Origin of the sequence: Luteirhabdus pelagi (assembly GCF_016827595.1) — a bacterium.
Taxonomy (GTDB): Bacteria; Bacteroidota; Bacteroidia; order Flavobacteriales; family Flavobacteriaceae; genus Luteirhabdus; species Luteirhabdus pelagi.
Genome location: NZ_JAECMS010000004.1, coordinates 250,787 through 269,973, shown reverse-complemented (window position 1 = coordinate 269,973; position 19,187 = coordinate 250,787). Strand labels below are relative to the sequence as shown.

The 19,187-nt window shown below is 41.9% G+C and carries 15 protein-coding genes and 1 tRNA gene; 11 read left to right on the top strand and 5 right to left on the bottom strand.

Annotated elements, in window-relative coordinates; all coding sequences use genetic code 11:
- The first annotated feature begins 72 nt into the window (after positions 1 to 72).
- From porK to I4Q58_RS12120, 5 genes are all read left to right on the top strand, one after another.
- Positions 73 to 1,446 carry a T9SS ring complex lipoprotein PorK/GldK gene (porK, locus tag I4Q58_RS12140; protein WP_203296155.1) on the top strand — a complete coding sequence of 458 codons (1,374 nt, stop codon included), beginning with the start codon at positions 73 to 75 and terminating at the stop codon, positions 1,444 to 1,446.
- Positions 1,447 to 1,507: 61 nt separating this feature from the next.
- Positions 1,508 to 2,155, top strand: a complete 648-nt coding sequence (porL, locus tag I4Q58_RS12135) for a type IX secretion system motor protein PorL/GldL (RefSeq protein WP_203296154.1) — start codon at positions 1,508 to 1,510, stop codon at positions 2,153 to 2,155.
- Positions 2,156 to 2,202: 47 nt separating this feature from the next.
- A complete protein-coding gene (gene porM, locus I4Q58_RS12130) occupies positions 2,203 to 3,780 on the top strand; it encodes a type IX secretion system motor protein PorM/GldM (protein WP_203296153.1) in 1,578 nt (525 codons plus the stop codon).
- A gap of 19 nt (positions 3,781 to 3,799) precedes the next feature.
- Positions 3,800 to 4,699, top strand: coding sequence for a type IX secretion system ring subunit PorN/GldN (porN, locus tag I4Q58_RS12125; RefSeq protein WP_203296152.1), 900 nt, complete (start codon positions 3,800 to 3,802; stop codon positions 4,697 to 4,699).
- 64 nt (positions 4,700 to 4,763) lie between these two features.
- Complete coding sequence (locus tag I4Q58_RS12120; RefSeq protein WP_203296151.1) at positions 4,764 to 5,804, top strand: NAD(P)/FAD-dependent oxidoreductase; 1,041 nt, start codon at positions 4,764 to 4,766, stop codon at positions 5,802 to 5,804.
- Between the two features lie 2 nt (positions 5,805 to 5,806).
- Here I4Q58_RS12120 and I4Q58_RS12115 read toward each other — a convergent pair whose 3' ends face one another.
- Positions 5,807 to 6,181, bottom strand: coding sequence for a DUF983 domain-containing protein (locus tag I4Q58_RS12115; protein WP_203296150.1), 375 nt, complete (start codon positions 6,179 to 6,181; stop codon positions 5,807 to 5,809).
- 64 nt (positions 6,182 to 6,245) lie between these two features.
- On the opposite strand from I4Q58_RS12115, the gene I4Q58_RS12110 reads away from it, so the two are divergent.
- Genes I4Q58_RS12110 through I4Q58_RS12100 form a run of 3 tightly spaced genes read left to right on the top strand, consistent with a single transcriptional unit; the run spans position 6,246 to position 8,760 of the window.
- Complete coding sequence (locus I4Q58_RS12110) at positions 6,246 to 8,165, top strand: ABC-F family ATP-binding cassette domain-containing protein (RefSeq protein WP_203296149.1); 1,920 nt, start codon at positions 6,246 to 6,248, stop codon at positions 8,163 to 8,165.
- Between the two features lie 25 nt (positions 8,166 to 8,190).
- Positions 8,191 to 8,370 (top strand): CPXCG motif-containing cysteine-rich protein, encoded by a 180-nt coding sequence (locus I4Q58_RS12105; protein ID WP_203296148.1) that lies wholly within the window; start codon positions 8,191 to 8,193, stop codon positions 8,368 to 8,370.
- 33 nt (positions 8,371 to 8,403) lie between these two features.
- Positions 8,404 to 8,760: a SpoIIAA family protein gene (locus I4Q58_RS12100; RefSeq protein ID WP_203296147.1), complete on the top strand. Its 357-nt coding sequence runs from the start codon at positions 8,404 to 8,406 to the stop codon at positions 8,758 to 8,760.
- On the opposite strand, the gene I4Q58_RS12095 is transcribed toward I4Q58_RS12100, so the two are convergent.
- Positions 8,757 to 10,319, bottom strand: coding sequence for an AsmA family protein (locus I4Q58_RS12095; protein WP_203296146.1), 1,563 nt, complete (start codon positions 10,317 to 10,319; stop codon positions 8,757 to 8,759). The two genes, I4Q58_RS12100 and I4Q58_RS12095, sit on opposite strands and share 4 nt — an antisense overlap.
- Before the next feature lie 341 nt (positions 10,320 to 10,660).
- On the opposite strand from I4Q58_RS12095, the gene I4Q58_RS12090 reads away from it, so the two are divergent.
- The 3 genes from I4Q58_RS12090 to I4Q58_RS12080 all read left to right on the top strand — a co-directional run bounded on the left by I4Q58_RS12090 (position 10,661) and on the right by I4Q58_RS12080 (position 14,931).
- Positions 10,661 to 10,733: transfer RNA gene (locus I4Q58_RS12090), tRNA-Met, on the top strand.
- A gap of 570 nt (positions 10,734 to 11,303) precedes the next feature.
- Positions 11,304 to 13,730 carry a TonB-dependent receptor gene (locus I4Q58_RS12085; RefSeq protein ID WP_203296145.1) on the top strand — a complete coding sequence of 809 codons (2,427 nt, stop codon included), beginning with the start codon at positions 11,304 to 11,306 and terminating at the stop codon, positions 13,728 to 13,730.
- A 58-nt stretch (positions 13,731 to 13,788) separates the two neighbouring features.
- Complete coding sequence (locus I4Q58_RS12080) at positions 13,789 to 14,931, top strand: PepSY-associated TM helix domain-containing protein (RefSeq protein ID WP_203296144.1); 1,143 nt, start codon at positions 13,789 to 13,791, stop codon at positions 14,929 to 14,931.
- A 25-nt stretch (positions 14,932 to 14,956) separates the two neighbouring features.
- Here the strand turns inward: I4Q58_RS12080 and I4Q58_RS12075 are convergent, their stop codons facing one another.
- From I4Q58_RS12075 to I4Q58_RS12065, 3 genes are all read right to left on the bottom strand, one after another.
- Positions 14,957 to 16,480, bottom strand: a complete 1,524-nt coding sequence (locus I4Q58_RS12075) for a T9SS type A sorting domain-containing protein (protein WP_203296143.1) — start codon at positions 16,478 to 16,480, stop codon at positions 14,957 to 14,959.
- Between the two features lie 10 nt (positions 16,481 to 16,490).
- Positions 16,491 to 18,056, bottom strand: coding sequence for a T9SS type A sorting domain-containing protein (locus tag I4Q58_RS12070; RefSeq protein ID WP_203296142.1), 1,566 nt, complete (start codon positions 18,054 to 18,056; stop codon positions 16,491 to 16,493).
- 147 nt (positions 18,057 to 18,203) lie between these two features.
- Positions 18,204 to 19,091 carry a YitT family protein gene (locus I4Q58_RS12065; RefSeq protein ID WP_203296141.1) on the bottom strand — a complete coding sequence of 296 codons (888 nt, stop codon included), beginning with the start codon at positions 19,089 to 19,091 and terminating at the stop codon, positions 18,204 to 18,206.
- Positions 19,092 to 19,187 lie beyond the last annotated feature (96 nt).

The window sequence follows — 19,187 nt, the reverse complement described above, 5'->3', positions numbered from 1 at the left end:
AATTTTTTTGTTTATTAAAATTTTTATAGATAGGTTTACGCCCTTAAATCTCGAAATTTAACCTAATTACCTATGAAGAAGTTTATTGCATGTACTGCGATTGTTGCCTTTCTATTCAGTTGTAACTCTGGCGACAGGGGAGAATTGGTAGGTGCTAAGGGCAAAAAATGGTATCCAGAAAAACCGTATGGTATGACCCTCGTTCCTGGAGGTTCATTCATCATGGGTAAGGCCGATGATGATTTTGTGGCAGTAAACGATGCCCCAACAAAAACGGTAACGGTGCGTTCATTCTATATGGACGAAACGGAGATTACGAATGCGGAGTATCGTCAGTTTGTAAACTGGGTACGCGATTCCACAGTGCGTTTGAAATTAGCTATCCTTGCCGATGAGGTAGGAGCTACTCCTGGCGACGAAGGCGGTATTGGAAACTATGCTTTTGTAGATCAGGAGAACGAGGAGATGACGCCTTGGGAGCAATATAACTACGATAATTATTATGGAATGGGCGACGATTTCTACGCCGGCCGTAAAATCAATAACGATATCGATCTAATTTGGGATACTTCTGAATATCCAGATGAGTACTATTCTGAAGTAATGGATACGATGTACATTCCTGCTGAAGAAGCTTACAACGGTCAGCGAACCATCGATGTTAGTAAATTGAACTTCCAATATACCTATATGAATATTGAAGCTGCAGCCCGTAAACAAGGTCAGCGTAAAGATTATATCATTAAGGAAGAAATCAATATCTATCCAGATACTACTGTTTGGATTAAAGACTTCAACTATTCTTACAATGAGCCAATGCATAACGACTATTTCTGGCACGAAGCATATGGCGATTATCCAGTTGTAGGAGTAAGTTGGAAACAGGCAAAAGCTTTCTGCGCATGGAGAACGCTTTACAAAAATGCCTACCAAAAAGAAAAAGGTCGCCAGCACGTAAATTCTTTCCGTCTTCCAGGTGAAGCGGAGTGGGAATATGCTGCACGAGGCGGTCTAGAATCTGCTACCTTCCCATGGGGTGGTCCGTATGCGAAGAATGACCGCGGTTGCTTCTTGGCGAACTTCAAACCATTGCGTGGTGATTATGCGGCAGATCAAGCACTTTATACGGTAGAGGCCGATGCTTACGAACCAAACGATTTCAACCTTTACAATATGGCTGGAAACGTGGCAGAGTGGGTAGCTTCTTCGTATGATCCTGCTTCTTATGAATACACTTCAACGATGAACCCTAATGTTAATGATCCTAGCAATATGCGTAAAGTAGTGCGCGGTGGCTCTTGGAAAGATGTGGCGTATTTCCTTCAGGTGAGCACTCGTGACTATGAGTATGCAGATTCGGCGCGTAGCTATATTGGCTTCCGTACGGTTCAGGATTATATGGGAACCGATGTTGTATTGAATCAAAACTTTGGGGACGCTCGATAAGAATCGTTTCCAGACCAACCAATAACTATATCTTAACTTAACTAAAACTAAATCTAGAATTATGGCACAGTCTAAATCATCCAAGAAACTCTTTAACATGGCCTACGGCCTTGGGGCTTCCATCGTAATCTTGGGAGCACTTTTTAAAATCCTTCACTGGGAGCTAGGACCTCTTAACGGTGGAGTATTATTGGCTATCGGTCTTATTACAGAGGCAATCATCTTTGCGATCTCGGCGTTCGAACCGGTAGATGACGACTTGGATTGGTCTTTGGTATATCCAGAATTGGCCGGTGGTCAAACAAAAGGAAAAAAGGCGAAAGAAGAGCCTAAGGATGCTGAAGGTCTATTGTCTAAGAAATTAGACGCAATGTTGAAAGAAGCTCGTATCGATTCAGAATTGATGAACAGCTTAAGTACTAGCATCCGTTCTTTTGAAGGTGCTGCTAAGGGAATGGCTCCAACTGCTGAAGCGATGAGCTCAACTAAGAAATATAGCGAGGAAATGGCTCTTGCTGCTGCACAAATGGAATCGTTGAATAGCTTGTATAAAGTACAGGTGGAGAACACTAGCCGTCAGGCAGAAGTGAACGAGCAAGTAGCTGAAAACGCTACCCAATTGAAGCAACAAATGGAGCACTTGGCAACTAACCTATCTTCGTTGAACGGAGTGTACGGTGGTATGCTATCTGCAATGAACAGAAACTAATATAGTTTTTCTAACCTAAATTATTAATTCTTAAAATTTAAAAGAAAATGGCAGGAGGAAAACTATCACCAAGGCAGAAGATGATTAACCTGATGTATCTGGTTTTCATCGCGATGCTTGCCTTGAATATGTCGAAAGAGGTACTTTCCGCTTTCGGACTCTTAAACGAGAAAATTAAAACATCTAACGTAGATGCTTCGCAGCGTAACCAAGCCTTTATGGATGGGTTGAAGCAAAAAGCTAGCGATGAGCCAGCACAGTATGCTGCAGTTGAGGCAAAAGCGCAAGAAATTAGTGCTATTACGTCAGAACTTGATTCGTACCTGGAAAGTCTTAAGGCTGGTGCTGTAGAGAAAATCGAAGATCCGCAGGATTACGAAGTAATGGATAAACCTGATTACTTCAACAATTTGTTTTTTACCGGTGAAAACTTGAAGCCAGAAGGGCAGGAGTTTATCGACAAGATGAATGCGTATCGTACATCGATGATTGAAATCCTGAACGATACAGCAGTCGCTAATAAGGTGGCTGGCGTTGAAGACTTGAAAGAAAATATCAACGAGAATTTCGGAACTGGTGAAGTTGAAAAGCGCGATGGAACGAAACAAGATTGGTTGAACTACCATTATGAAGGTTTCCCATTAATCGCGTCATTGACAAAAATGACATCTATCCAAAATGATGTAAAGACAAACCAAAGCGAAATTCTTCAGAAAATGCTTTCTGGACAGCAAGCAGCGGCCTTGTCTTTTAGCAATTATTCAACCTTGATGGAAGCGCCTAAAAGTGCATACTATTCGGGTGAAACTTTTGATGGATCTGTTGTTCTTGGTCGTACCGATGAAAGTACAGTGCCTAAAAGAGCTGAGTTAACGCTTGATGGTCGTAAACTGGAAAAAGGTAAAGACTATACTTTTGAAGGTGGAAAGGTAAAAATGAGTGTTGGAGCAGGTAGTCCTGGTGATCATAAGATTGAAGGTTTCCTTTACTTCGGTGAAGGTGGAGAAGAAGTTGAAGTTCCTGTAAACAGTAGCTTCGCAACAATCTCTAAGCCTAATGCAGCAGTTATTTCAGCCGATAAGATGAATGTGGTATATCGTGGGGTAGATAACCCGATGACTATTTCCATTCCTGGTATTCCTGATAACAAAGTAAGTGCTTCGGCTTCTGGATTAAGCAAGGTTTCTGGTAGTAAATATGTAATGCGTCCTACAAGTGGTCGTAGTGTAAATATTTCTGCTAGTGGAACATTGCCGGATGGACAAAAGGTGAATACGACTTCAGAATTTCGTATTAAGGATATTCCTGCTCCTGTAGGATCTATCCGTGGAGAAACTGGAATCGTTCGTATGCAGCGCCAAGGACTTGAAATTTCAAGTATTGGAGCGGTGTTGGAAGATTTCGACTTTGACTTGAACCTTCAGGTAACTGGATTTAGCTTTAAAGTATCTGGGCAACCAACAATCCGTGTAAACGGAACTTCGTTGAACGGTCAGGCAAAAGCAGCTTTGCGTAGAGCAGGTCGCGGAGAAGCGGTTCAGATTTTTGATATTAATACAAATATCTCCGGTAGCGGGGTGAAGCTTAAGAAAACGGCTCCTGTTATCATAGAATTGACAAACTAGAATTTAATAAAACGTATATATGACTCTTAAGAATGTTGTGTTAGGTGTTTTCGGATTGACTATGGCTGTGGCAACACAGGCCCAGGTGAACATTCTGAATGCAGATACACCTGAGGAAATAGGACAGAAGACGGAGGCACAAATCGCTTACGATAACGATGAGCCACTTCCATATGGCTACGTAGATGAGCGTGATGTGCTATGGTCGAAGACCACTTGGGAAATTATCGACCTTGATGAAAGGGTAAACTTCCCATTGTATTATCCAATCGACACCAACAACATTGGTGCAGAGCGTCGATCGTTGTATGATGTACTTGTAAAGAATATCAAAAACGGGGAAATCGACCATGTGTACGCAGACTCATATTTTACTGAAAAGCGTACGTTGGATGACTTGAGTGCTTCGATGATGTATAGTGATACAACCGACCTTGGTATCGAGCAATACAATGCTGAAGGGCGTGTAGACGAGCAGTACATCCGTAAGTTTACTTTGGATGCTGGCGATATTGAAGAATGGAGAGTGCGGGGCCTTTGGTACTTAGACAAGCGTCAAGGTGAACTGAAATATCGTTTATTGGGAATTTGTCCAGTAGCGAATGAAGCGCGTTCAAAAGCATTCCCAGACGACAATATCGATAGTAAAGTTGAATTGTTTTGGGTATGGTATCCAGATGCGCGTGAAGCTTTACATGAAGCCAAAGCTTTCAACCGTAAGAACACGTCGCAACCGATATCGTACGATCACTTGTTAAACTCCCGTCGTTTTAACGGCCTTATTTATAAGGAAGACAACGTGCAAGGAGACCGTGGCGTTCGCGATTACATCAACGATAATGCATTGATGCAGTTGTTGGAATCGGACCGTATCAAGGAGCAAATACGTAATATTGAAATTGATCTTTGGAATTACTAAAATTCTAGAGTTAGTTATAATGAAACCCTTCGCGTTCTCGTGAAGGGTTTTTTATTTTTGCACTATGAAAGAAGTCGATTATATCGTTGTAGGACTGGGTATCGCCGGCATCGCGTTTTGTGAACGCCTGGAACAGCACGGAAAGTCTTTTATAGTCTATGAAACGGGCCAGAATCATTCGACTACAGTATCTGGAGGTGTTTTTAATCCGGTCGTCCTAAAGCGCTTCACGCCGGCTTGGAACGGACAGCAATTTCTTTCGGAAAGCACTCCTTTCTATACTTCATTAGCGAAAAAATTAAAATTTCCATTGTTCGAGGATAAAACCGTGTTACGGGTGTTTCAGAATCGAGAGGAGCAAAATGACTGGTTTACCGCTTCCGATAAAAATACCTTGGCGCCATTTCTTGATACCGACTTGGTCGATTTAAAGAATGCTTCACTCAAAGCCGAATATAAATTTGGAGCAGTTTCGCAATCGGGACGAATTCGACCCAATAAACTTTTTCAACACTTTCGCGAATACCTTCAACAGAAAGAGCAATATGCTGAAGAAGTATTTCAACATACAAGCTTGTTAGTGAAAGACGGTCAACTTTACTATAAAAACATCACTGCAAAGAAAATTTTGTTCGCAGAAGGATTTGGAGCTTTACAGAATCCATTCTTCCCAAAGAAGGCAATGGTTCCCAATAAAGGCGAATACCTACTCATAAAAGCACCCGATCTTCACCTTCAACATATAGTGAAAGGAACACTTTTTATCATTCCTGTTGAAGAAGATGTCTACAAAGTAGGAGCCACCTATAATCGAAATGACACCAGTACCACCCCCACTATTGAAGCGCGTGATGAAATAGAGCGAAAGCTTCAGAAAATGATTTCGTGTGAATATGAAGTCATCGACCAAATTGCAGGCGTACGACCTACGGTTCCCGACCGAAAACCATTATTGGGCCAACCTTCAAGTGAACCTATCTATTTCTTGAATGGCCTAGGCACTCGTGGTATTATGATGGCACCTCTCCTTTCGAAATGGCTATACGATTTTATAGAGAATGAAGAACCGCTTCCTTCCGAAGTGAACATCAAACGGTATGTGTAGCTTTATTTAGCTTTCTGCGGATCGTATTTGAAAAAGAAGTTGATCCAAATATTTCGCGATAACCGAAGAATAATGGGAAGCATTACGATTAAGGTTCCCATGATGACAAAGAAAGTCGTAAGCCTATCCAAACCGATAAAGAAATATGCAATAATAAAGGCCGCGATGGCAATGGCAACCCCCAAACCATAGCTTACATACATAGCGCCGTAGAAAAAGGAAGGCTCAATCTTAAATTTAGTATTACAATGCGAACAACGCTCGTGCATTTTTAAGGTCTCGGTAAGGATATACGGATTGCGATTTTTATACATCTTGCCGGTATGGCATACTGGGCAGGTCCCCGTAAAAATACTGTAGAGCTTACTTCCTTTCATAGCGTTTTTTTTCCGCAGCAAATTTAAGCATCTTTGCAAAAAATTACTGTCACTTAGGTTACATATGCTGAACGTCCACAATCTTTCCGTTTCCTTTCAAGGTGAAAACCTTTTTGAAGGTATTACCTTCCAGTTAACACCAGGCGATCGCGTCGGATTGGTGGGGAAGAACGGTGCCGGTAAATCGACCATGCTTCGCATCATTGCCGGTGAACAGGAGTACAACGAAGGACAAATTGCAAAGGATAAGGAAATCTCTATCGGTTTCCTTAAACAGGATATCGATTTCGATTATGGGCGAACCGTATTGGAAGAAGCGCACCAAGCCTTCACTAAGATCAAAAAACTCGAAAAGCAACTCGCAGATATCAACGAACAGTTGGCTTCACGCACCGATTACGAAAGTGAAGGGTATCATAAGCTGATGATCGATGTAAATGAAGTGCAGCAGCAATATGAAATCCACGGAGGTTATAATTACCAAGGTGAAACAGAACGTGTGTTGCAAGGATTGGGTTTTCAGCGTGAAGACTTCGATAAGAAAACAGATACGTTTTCGGGTGGATGGCGAATGCGAATTGAATTGGCGAAATTGTTGCTTCAGAATAACGACATTCTACTGTTGGATGAGCCTACCAACCACTTGGATATCGAATCTATACTTTGGCTAGAGGAATTTTTGGTAAACTTTTCTGGAGTCGTCGTCATCGTTTCGCACGATAGAATGTTTTTGGATAATGTTACCAACCGAACGATCGAAATTTCATTGGGCCGTATCTACGATTTCAGCAAACCGTATTCTAAATATTTGGTACAGCGCGACGAACTACGGGAACAGCAACTGGCCGCGCAAAAGAATCAGCAAAAGGAAATCGAACAGACAGAGAAACTGATTGAAAAGTTCCGGGCAAAGGCTAGCAAGGCATCCATGGCGCAATCTCTGATCAAGAAATTGGACCGAATGGATAAGATTGAAGTTGATGAAGCCGACAATGCGGTGATGAGCTTACGCTTTCCTGTTTCTGTAATTCCTGGGAAGGTCGTGATTGAAGCCGAGGACATTTCGAAAAGCTATGGCGATAATAAAGTGCTGCAACATATCGATTTGCAGGTAGCGCGCGATAGTAAAATTGCGTTTGTTGGTCAGAACGGACAGGGTAAATCTACTTTGGCAAAGATTATTGTGGGTGAAATTGAACATAAAGGTCAATTGAAATTAGGTCATAATGTTCAGATAGGCTATTTCGCACAGAATCAAGCGGAGTATTTGGATGGTGAAAAGACCGTTGAGGATACCATGCTGGATGCCGCCAATGAAAAAACACGTCCCAGGGTTCGGGATATATTGGGTGCCTTTTTGTTTAGAGGTGAAGAAGTGGATAAGTATGTGAAGGTACTTTCCGGAGGAGAGCGAAACCGCCTAGCCTTGGCGAAACTATTGTTAGAGCCGTTCAATGTGCTGATCATGGATGAGCCGACAAATCATTTGGATATTCAATCGAAGAATGTGTTGAAGGAGGCTTTAAACAATTTTGAAGGAACCTTGATCTTGGTGTCGCACGACCGTGATTTTTTACAGGGATTGAGCGATACGGTCTACGAATTTAAAGATCAAAAAATCAAGGAGTATTTAGGCGATATCGATTATTTCTTGGAGCAGCGGAATCTTCAGAATTTACGTGAAGCTGAAAAACGAACTATTGCGGCGAAGGAAGCTTCAAAGGAAAGCTCGAAAGGAGGCAAGCAGGCCTATGAAAATAAGAAGGAGTTGAAGAAGCTTCAAAACAAACTCAGCAAGACGGAAGCGACCATTTCAAAAATGGAAAAGGAAATTAAGGCTATCGACGTTGAGTTGCAGATCAACTATGAGGAAACCATCGCCCAACCCGATTTCTTCGATAAATACCAAGCGAAGAAGAAAAAGCTTCAGGAATTGATGGAGCAATGGGAAGAACTGACCCTTAATATCGAATCTTTTTCGTAACTTCAAAATAGCTGACGTTTACGATATGTACGAGCACCATTTTCAATGCCCCCATTGTTGGGAAACGATTTCCATGTTAGTAGATCCTTCCGTATCGACTACCTATATAGAGGACTGTGAAGTGTGCTGCAATCCGATAGAGGTTTCGGTTACCTTTCAAAATGGCGAACTTTTATCCTTCACGGCTTCGAGTATAGAACAATAGTTCTGTTAGCTTTATAAAAATCATAACCCCACTATGCTTTCAACCTTTAGTTTTTCTGACGATACCGTAGGGTTTTTGTTCGAGGGCGACTTCAACAAAAAGACGGTCGGGAAGCTTATTTCCCAAATCGAGTCAAAATTCGACTTTTACGATAAAATCAATCTTTATTTAGAGGATGTGAATATCGACTCCTTCAATTTAGCAGCAGTGTGGGAAGAAATTACCTTTAAGTTGAAACATGAGGAACGATTCAACAAAATCGCCTTGGTTACGAATCGAAAATGGATTAAGGCATGTTCTATGCTTTGTCAAACTATTTCTTCAGCAAATATGAAAACATTTAGTAGTGAAGAGCGCCTTGATGCGTTGACTTGGATTTCACATCCTTAGTTTTGTCCACCCAAAATTGCTTTTTTAAGTCCATCACGCACATTTAGCCATAAAAAATTGAAAATGGATTTGGTCTTATCGCGTTCTACCATAGCCGAACCTTTTCTAAAATCGTCCGTACTTTTATTGCTATCTTTCGAAATGAAAAGATTTACTAAACCGGATAATAGTCCTTTTTTCCCTTTACCGTCATCTTTCATCAAACTCACCTTAAAATCATCATAGTTAATTTTAAAATCGACCTGTGAGGTATTCCTATTTCCGGAAATGGTGAAGTAGGTCTGATTAGCAGTTCCTTCCATCCGAACCTTTAAATTTGGTTCAGTAAATTCATTTAGTTCTGCCGCCGGTAAGCTACCTACGTCCCCTTTAAAAAGGAAGGCATCGCTAGCATTGTTGACGTCAAAATTCCAATTCACTTTCATTGGGGTGGTACCCATGAAAGTTCCATCGAATGTAAGGTTGGTTTTAGTTCCTTCGGAATAGGTGTTGCTCACGTTTTCCATATCGATATCCAATTCTGAAAAGTGAATCGTTCCACCACTATTATCGGCTTTCACCTTTTCGGTATAGTCAATAGCCGCTTGCTGTACATCGATTTTTGGAACGGTGAGTTGAAAGTTGAGTTTCCGTAGCATCTCGCTATAGAGCGGTTTTATAGAGGTGTCGTCGGCGACCGTTTTATCCCTAAAAATAGAAAGTTTTGGGTTGTTGATCTGAACACTGTTGCAATCCACATATAGTTGTCGATTGTTGAAGCCAAAATCTGGCTGTAGGATACTGAATTTTGGAATTTCAAGTGAATAGTGATCGCGTTCTTTACTGATTTGCCGAGAAAGTTCTGGTCTGCTATATTTTGTTCGAAACTGAATAGCGTTGAAGGAAGCTTCGCTTGGGCTAACAGAAAAATTTTCGAGCGTCAGGTTTTCGTAGTCGCTTGCTTTTAGAAAAATTGAATCGCCCGCAACGGCATACGATTTATATTGAAGCGGTAAACGTTCTGATAGTGTTTGTTTAGTTACTAAAACACTATCTATTTCTATAGTGATGTCGGAGCTATACAGCAACAAAGAGTCTTGCGCATTATCAAACATACTAATACGGCCATCTGTAATCGAAACCTTGCCAACCTTAATAGGTTTTGAAAGGTTAAGCATCGCCTTGTTTTTTTGAGTGCTATCACGCGGGCTCAGTTTATGGGTGTGGTAAACTATTTCCGGTTTGGAGATCTCGATAGCATCCATGTGAATTTCCTTCTGAAAAAGGTAACGCCATAGGCTCAAATTCTCGACCTTTAATTTTGCTACATCTACGCTGGTATGGATGCTGTCATTGGTTCTGTTGCTGATATCGAGTCGGAGGTTGGTGCCGGTTAAGGTTCCGCTGAAAGTGGCTACGGAAACATCGTCATACGAAGCCTTCATATGTGGAGGAAGGCTTTCGGTAAGAAATGTTTTTACTTTTTGATCGAGGTAAATATTGCTGCCTATCCAAATAAGGAGTGCTGTAACAACTAGTATTCCTGTAACTATCAGAATTTTGCGAACCGTGCTGCTCATACCTAAAAATAAAAAAGCAGGGGATTACCTGAAAATTTTTATGAGGTTCTGTTAAATTTTACGGATTGGTCGCTTGTTACGTTGAAAAAGGTTTGTATCTTTGCCGTCCACATCGCGGGTGCTTCGACAGGCTCAGCAACCCTTAAAAGCAATTCGCATGACATATTGAACTTAAGTTGTTATAGCGAAACAACATTAAAATATATCGCGGGGTAGCCCTTCGACAAGCTCAGGGTGAAAGCAGTATCCCGCAGCAAGTGCGGGACAGGGTCCGTTCGTCGGCCTCCTCGCAACGAAATAATGAAATTTGGTTGTTATCGCGAAACAACATTAAAATATATCGCGGGGTAGAGCAGTAGGTAGCTCGTCGGGCTCATAACCCGAAGGTCACTGGTTCGAGTCCAGTCCCCGCTACTAAAGAAAAGGGTCTTAGTTTCCAAACTAGGACCTTTTTTTATTGAGTGGATTTATGGGCTGGCGAGAAGCCTGTCCCGCACTTGTTGCGGGAAGTCCAGCCTGCCCGTCCGGAACGAAGTGAAGGCGGGTCCCCGCTACTAAAGAAAAGGGTCTTAGTTTTCAAACTAGGACCTTTTTTTATTGAGTGGATTTATGGGCTGGCGAGAAGCCTGTCCCGCACTTGTTGCGGGAAGTCCAGCCTGCCGGTCCGGAACGAAGTGAAGGCGGGTCCCCGCTACTAAGGAAGCCATCAACCAAAGTTGGTGGCTTTTTATTTATGGAAAAGCCAAGCTTGCTTATGCTTTAAAGCAAGGAAAATTCAGTTTCGGCGTGAGCAGTTTTATGGCTTCCTTTGTAATGCTCCCCCTATTCAGGTTTATTTGGATATTTTTTTAGTCCTTTTTGCACAGTATCAATCACTTGTAAAAGGCTTATTTAGATTTATTATAAATTATTTTGAAATTGTAAAATGGGTAAGTACTTTTGCTGTCAAAATTTACTATTTATAATTGGTCTAAATAAAATTAAATGAAGAATATAGTTATATTTTGCGCCCTCGTCGTACTGACAGGACAGGCGTTTGCCCAACAGAATGGAACGATAAGCGGAACAGTCGTCGACAATGATAAAACACCGCTATTGGGCGTAAATGTTTCAATCAATAACACTTCAAAAGGCGCCCAAACGAATGAAAATGGACGTTTTGAAATCTCCCAACTAGCCGCTGGAGCGTATACACTTCGCATTTCCTATATCGGATTTAAGACAAAAGAAATATCGGTTTCAATTGTTGCGAATCAATCCCTTCAGTTAGACCCCATCACGTTGTATGAGGGAAATGAAATTCTACGTGAAGTAGTGGTGAACGGAACCCGTCGAAATAAGTTTTCACGAAAGAAAACCGCCTATGTTTCAAAACTACCGCTAAAGGATATAGAGAACACGCAAGTATACAGCACTATTACAAACGAATTGTTAGAGTCGCAAGTAGTAACCGATTTCGATGAAGCACTTACCAATGCTACTGGAGTTGAAAAACTTTGGGCATCGACAGGCCGTGGTGGGGATGGGGCTGGCTACTACTCGCTTCGCGGATTTTCAGTGCAACCTCAGTTGGTGAACGGTTTACCCGGATTGACAAATGGAACGATTAACCCTGCTAACATCGAGCGTATTGAAGTGTTGAAAGGACCTTCAGCTACCTTGTTCGGGAATGCGGTGAGTTCGTATGGTGGACTCATAAACGTAGTAACCAAGAAGCCTTACGTGGGAACTGGGGGTGAACTTTCCTTCACATCTGGCACCTATGGTTTGAACCAGATTATGGGCGACTTCAACACAGCCTTAAGTAAAGAAGATAATCTCTACTTCAGAATAAATACAGCCTATACGACCGAGCAAAGCTTCCAGGATGCCGGCTTCAGAAAATCATTCTTTGTAGCACCATCGCTTTCCTATAAGGTAAACAACAGATTGTCATTTTCCTTTTACGGTGAAATCACACAGGCAGAACAAACCAATCCGACATTTCTTTTCTTGAACAGAAGTGCGCCAACCGCAGCTTCAAAACTCGAGGAATTAGGATACAATAACAAGCTCTCCTTCACAAGTAACGATTTAACATTGGAAAATCCAACCCAGAATTATCGTATTGAAATGGATTATAAATTATCCGATAGCTGGCAGTCGCAAACCCTGCTTTCCAAGAGCTCGACGTCAACGAAGGGATACTATTCTTATTTGTTCGATTATGGTATTCTCGAGGGAAATACCTATTCGAGACTTATCAACAAGCAGAATGCGAATACCCAAACCACCGATATCCAACAAAACTTTATAGGAGATATTAGGGTAGCTGGAATTCGTAATAGAATTGTAGTGGGCTTGGATTATTTCAATGAAACCCAAACGAACAACAGTACTGGATATGCTTTCTATGGAAATATTACACCGGATGGCGGTTCGAATGGTGACGACCCCTTCACCGAAACGATTGAAAACGACTCTTATCCCTTATCGACCGCTGGAGTGGATGCCGCACTTGCTTCACAAGGTGTTAGCAACGTAAAATCGAAATATCACATTTATAGTATGTACGCCTCCGATGTTATCAATTTCACCGATACCTTTTCGGCCATGCTAGGGGTACGGTTGGATCATTTCGATAATGAAGGAGATTTGACGAATCCAGAAGATGACTATGATCAAACAACGTTGTCGCCAAAATTTGGATTGGTCTATCAGCCCATAAAGGACCAGTTATCGATTTTTGGAAATTATCAAAACGGTTTTACGAATGTAGCACCCCAATTGGTTGGAAACCCCGAAGACGGACCACAAACGCTTAAAACGTTCGATCCTGAGCAAGCAAATCAGTTTGAATTTGGAGTGAAGACAAACCTTTTCAACAATCGATTGAACGCTACGGTAAGTTACTATGACATCAAGGTTACGGATAGAGTAATCACAGATCCTTCGTCACCTTTTAATCGCATTCAAGGAGGTGAAGTTGTTAGCAAAGGGTTTGAAGCAGAAGTAAATGCCAACCCAATAAACGGCCTAAATATTCGGGCAGGTTACAGTTTTAACGATAGTGAAACTACCAAATCGGATAATCCTGAAATCTTAAACCGAAGACCATTGGAGGCAGGTCCTGAAAGCTTATATAATTTTTGGGCAAGCTATGAAATACAGGAAGGAACGCTCGACGGACTAGGATTTGGTGCTGGGTTTAATGGCGCAAGCGATCGGTTTGCCATTAACTATGAATCGACTGGTGAATTTATTTTACCAAGCTACACCATTGCAAATGCTTCTGTTTTTTATCGAGCAGCTAACTATCGCATCAGCCTTAAGTTGAACAATGCTTTCAATAAAGAATATTACAAAGGTTGGACCACCATTAACCCACAGCAACCAAGAGCGTTATTAGCCAATGTTTCCTACTCATTTTGATTGTTAAGTGAAAAGGGACAATCGCTTCGGCGGTTGTCCTTTTTATTAATTTCTTTAAATGACTTTTAAAAAATTCATATTTCAAGTACACAAAATTTTAGGCCTGATTACCGGGCTAGTGGTTTTTATAGTAGCCATTACGGGTTGTTGTTGGGCGTATAAGGAAGAAATTGAAAGTTTCTATGATGGCTATAAAAAAGTGGAACCACAGGACGCTCCCATGCTTACAGCTACTCAAGTGAATGCATTGGCTACGGAAGTATTTCCGGAAAATACAATTCATGGGGCGCTTTTTAAGAAAAAGGACGACGCCATCGAAGTCATTTTCTATGATGCCGAACCCGAGTTTTATCGAAGTGTTTTCCTACATCCGTATTCGGGTGAAGTCATTCAAGTAAATGACCATCTCACAGGTTTTTTTGCCTTTATTTTGAAAGGACATATGCGCCTATGGCTTCCGAAGGAAATAGGGGAACAGGTGGTCGGTGTTTCCATACTCACCTTTATTTTTATCATCATTTCAGGATTTATTTTATGGCTTCCCAAAAAGCGAAAACACTTGAAGCAGCGACTACGATTTAAATGGAAGGATACCACACGTTGGAAGCGTAAGAACTACGATCTACACACTATAATTGGATTTTACGTGTGTTCGTTAGCATTGATTCTGGCTGTAACCGGATCCATGATTTCCTATGGTTGGTTGAAATACGCCGTTTACAAATCTATTGGCGGCGAGAAACAAGTCCGGTTTGTTATTCCTGAAAACCAATACGAAATAGCTGATGGGGAAATTGCATCCATCGATGATTTAGTCGTCCACTTGCTGAAAGAAGAAGTGGAGGCTGAGAGCTTGGAATTACACTACCCCACATCCGAAAAACAGAGTATCTATATTGAAGTTTCCAAAAATGATGGTCTATATTACAACAACGACTATCGATTTTTCGACCAGAATACGTTTACAGAACTGGAAACACCAAGCATGTATGGAAAATATGAGAATGCTAAGGTAGCCGATAAAATCGTCCGTATGAATTACGACATTCATATCGGCGCTATCGGCGGAATAGTAGGAAAAACCATTGCCTTTTTTATCAGTCTGTTAACCGCTAGCCTACCTGTTACGGGAGTGTTGCTATGGTATGGGCGAACGTACAAGAAGAAAAAGCCACGAAAGATACGGGTTCCTAAACCATAACTTCCGCGACACTAATAATACTGTTTTACCGCTTCAAAAATTTCAGGTACTCCTTTTGTCCACTGCTATCCTTCACTTCAACAACATACCACCCACCGGAAAGCGTGCTAACGTCTATCGCTTTATTCTCTGAAATGACCATTACTTTAACGATTTCACCCAGGGCGTTAAAAATTGTTGCTTCCTCTATTTCATCCGTATTGAAAGTGATAAAAGTATCGGCGGGATTCGGATATACAAAAACGGTTTCTTTTGATTCATCAGCTACGTTCAAGATGCCTTCCAACTTCAATACCCAAAAATCATGTCCGCCCAAATTATTCGAGATATCGCCATCGGTAGAATTGGATGAACCGGAAATCACAATACCATTATCGGAAGTAAGAACAATGTCGGTAGCGACATCAATTCCGGAGCCTCCATACGATTCTTGCCATTGCAATGCTCCCTCACTATCTATCTCAAGCACCCAAAAATCGCGTTCTCCATTGTTTCCCGACACATTTCCATCATTCGAAAAGGATAGACCGCTAACGGCATAATTACCATTCGGTAATGCTACGATACTCGCAACACGATCTTCGTCACTTCCGCCATAATTCTGCTCCCAAAGAATAGTACCATCGTCCGAAAATCGCAGCACCCAAAAATCGAAATCGCCAAAGTTTCCTCCTACATCCCCATTGTTCGACTCGGAATAGCCCGCTAGTATATAGCCTTCATCTGGAGTGATAAGAAGTGAAAGGCTTTGATCGTCGGCCGTTCCGCCATACGTTTGTTGCCATTCTAAAGTACCGGTTTCCGATAGCTTCAATACCCAAATGTCCCTTTCGCCATGGTTGAAGGTAACATCGCCATCATCGGAAGCTGTATTTCCCGCAATAATAAATCCACCCTCCGAGGTTTCCTTGATGCTATAGGGATATTCATTTTCGGAACCACCATAGGTTTGCTGCCATTCAATAGTGCCGATAGCATTTGTCTTTACTATCCAGAAATCGATTTCACCGGCGTTTTCGGTGACGTCTCCATCTGAAGAGGTGGTGGTAGCAGCAAAAATATACCCACCATCCGAAGTTTGTTGCACTGCGTTGATATCTTCACTCAGCGATCCCCCATACGATTGCTGCCATTCGAGATTGCCATCGCTGTCCAGTTTCAATAAAATACCATCTTTGCCGCCATTGTTTCCTGAGATATCGCCATCGTTCGACGAGCTGGAGCCTCCTAGAATAAAACCTCCATCAGAGGTCTGCGTGATAGCATAACAAAATTCAAAATCGGAGCCGCCGTACGCATGTTGCCAATCGATTTCACCTTGCGCATCCAATTTCACCACCCATACATCTGAATTGCCTTGATTATTGGTTACATCGCCATCCGACGATGAACTTCGTCCGACCACAACCACGCCACCATCCGCAGTAGCGGTATTTGCGTAGGAGAATTCGCTATCGCTACCACCAAGGTTTATTTCCCAGAGTACATCCGGCTGCGCATACGTTAAAGCCGAAACACCCATTATCAAAAAGTAAAGTATTGTTTTCATGATATATTCTTTATTGAATAATTATTTTCTGTATTGTGCTAGATCCATCTTCGAAACGTATTCTCAGAAAATAACCGCCTTTGGATACCTCACTAACATCTATTCGTGAAGTTTCAGAAGCGGAATGTACCGTTTGGCCCAATACATTCAGAAGTTGAAGGTTTGCTATCGGGATTGTAGCTTCAACGAAAAGCACATTGGAAGCTGGGTTTGGATACACTTTAATACTAGAATTATCAACAGAATTGTTCGATAGTAGTTCCCCGAGCTTCACAATCCAATAATCGCGTTCCCCTTGGTTTTCAGTCACATCGATATCTTCTGAAAACGTTTGCGCGAAGAAGGTTAAGTTCCCATCAGAACCGAAAGTTATTCCTTTTACCGTATCGCTGTGCGTGCCACCATAATTTTTTTCCCATACTATTTCTTCTCCCTCATTGATTTTCAACACCCATACATCGTTATTTCCATAGTTGTTGGAAACATCATCTGTAGATGACAATGAAAATCCAGAAATGATATAGCCATCATCGTCAGTAGGCAATAGGGTGCTAGCAGATTCATTTGAATTTCCACCATATGATTTTTCGGACAGGAGCGTGCCATTGGCATCTAGTTTCAACATCCAGATATCATAAAAGCCCTTTGGATTTGAAACATCACCATCAGCCGATTCCGAATCCCCAACGACCCTATAGCCTCCATCGGGCAGTTCCACTATATCAAAACCTGTTTCCGACTCGGAGCCGCCAAAGGTTTTTTGCCATTCAAGATTGCCTGTAGCATCCGTTTTAACGACCCAAATATCCTTTTCACCTTGATTTAGGGAAATATCGCCGTCATTTGATTCGGTATCCCCAACAATAATAAATCCATTGTCGGCAGTTTGAATAGCTTTATAGGGATATTCCGAATCCGAACCACCATACGAGTGCTCCCATTGCAAAGTTCCGTTCGAATCGATTTTTACAATCCAAAAATCGTTGACTCCATTATTCGAGGAAATATCGCCGTTAACGGAACTAGAGTATCCGCCGACTAAAAAACCGCCATCAATTGTTTGAAGCAGTAAGCGACCGCGATCGTTACCGCTGCCGCCGTAGGCGTTTTCCCATTCAATAGTGCCAACCGCGTCAATTTTCACTACCCAATAATCCAAACTTCCATTATTGCCTGCAACATCGCCATCTTCCGAGGAGGTACTGCCTGCAAAGATGTAACCACCATCTGCCGTCTGAAGTATTGCTCGCCCTAGTTCCCGGTCGGAGCCACCATAGGCGCGTTGCCATTCTAGAGCTCCAGTAGCATCTACTTTAACCACCCAAACGTCCTCCTCACCATGATTGCCGGAAACATCGCCATCGTTTGATAGGGTATGCCCCACTAAAATATAGCCCCCATCGCTGGTTGCTTGACCGTCATGCAGGAATTCATTCTCCGTGCCCCCGAATGTTGCTTCCCATGCTATATCCGGTTGTGAAAAGGCAAATGGATTAAAAAATAATAATAGAATACTGGTAATAGTTGTTGCCATGCGGAAATAGTTTCCACATAGTTCGGTTTTTCGTGTTCCCATAATTTGTATTCTTAAAAAGTTATGGCACAAAGCTCTGAGGAAGTTGCTTTTTTAAGTGGGACGAATGTTTCAAAAGGAAGGACTATTGTGCCAACTTGCAGAAACGTATGTTAGAATGGAATGGGTTTTAGAAAGAATTATGGTTGTTTAGTGCAGCGGCCGCTTTTTAATCATGCCACCCTTGGTGTCCTTAATCGGATATTGTACGATAAACGCATCAGGGTCTACCTTATCTACCTCATGCACCAATTTGGCCACTTCCAAACGGGTAATGGCACAGAACAGAATCCGCTTATCAACCGCATTGGCGCCTTTTTTTCCGAAGCCTTCATCGGAACGGAAAACGGTAACACCTCTTCCCAAATCGTGCGTAACCTTGTGCTTTATTTCATCTGAAAGATCGGAAACAATCATCACGCCGATGTATTCCTCAATACCATGAATAATGAAATCTACCGTCTTGGAAGCGGTAATATACGTCAGCATCGAATACATAGCGGTTTCTATACTAACGAGCAACGCTGCAAAAGCAAAGAGAATGACGTTGAAAATCGAAATAAAGTCGCCTACAGTAAGACTCGACTTGCGACTAACCGTAATAGCCAATACTTCGGTACCATCAATAACGCCACCGCCTCTTATAGAAAGTCCGATACCGGCACCTAAGAAAAAACCGCCAAAGACAGCAATCAATAATTTGTCGGAGGTAATGGTTGGGAGTTCTATAAGATGTACCAGAATGGCAAGGGCCACAATTGCTATCGAACTTTTTACCGCAAATTGAAACGATACTTGCCGAATCCCCAAAAGGATAAAAGGGAGGTTCACCAACACGATTAAAATAGAAAGATCGATACCGGATAAAATTCTTGTTAGCAGTGCAATTCCCATGGCACCTCCATCCAAAAACCCATTTGGAAGGAGAAACCCTTTGAGTCCAATACTGGCCATAACCACACCTGCGGAAATAAAAAATACATCGCGAACACTATTTTGAAAATCAATCCGTGATATTCGAGGACTTTGGTTTTCCATGACTGCTAATTTTTGTTGAAACTACAATTTTTTCACGTGATTCCATTTCTGTTGAAGAAAAAGCTGCTGATAAAAATCATACTTTCCCATATCCTT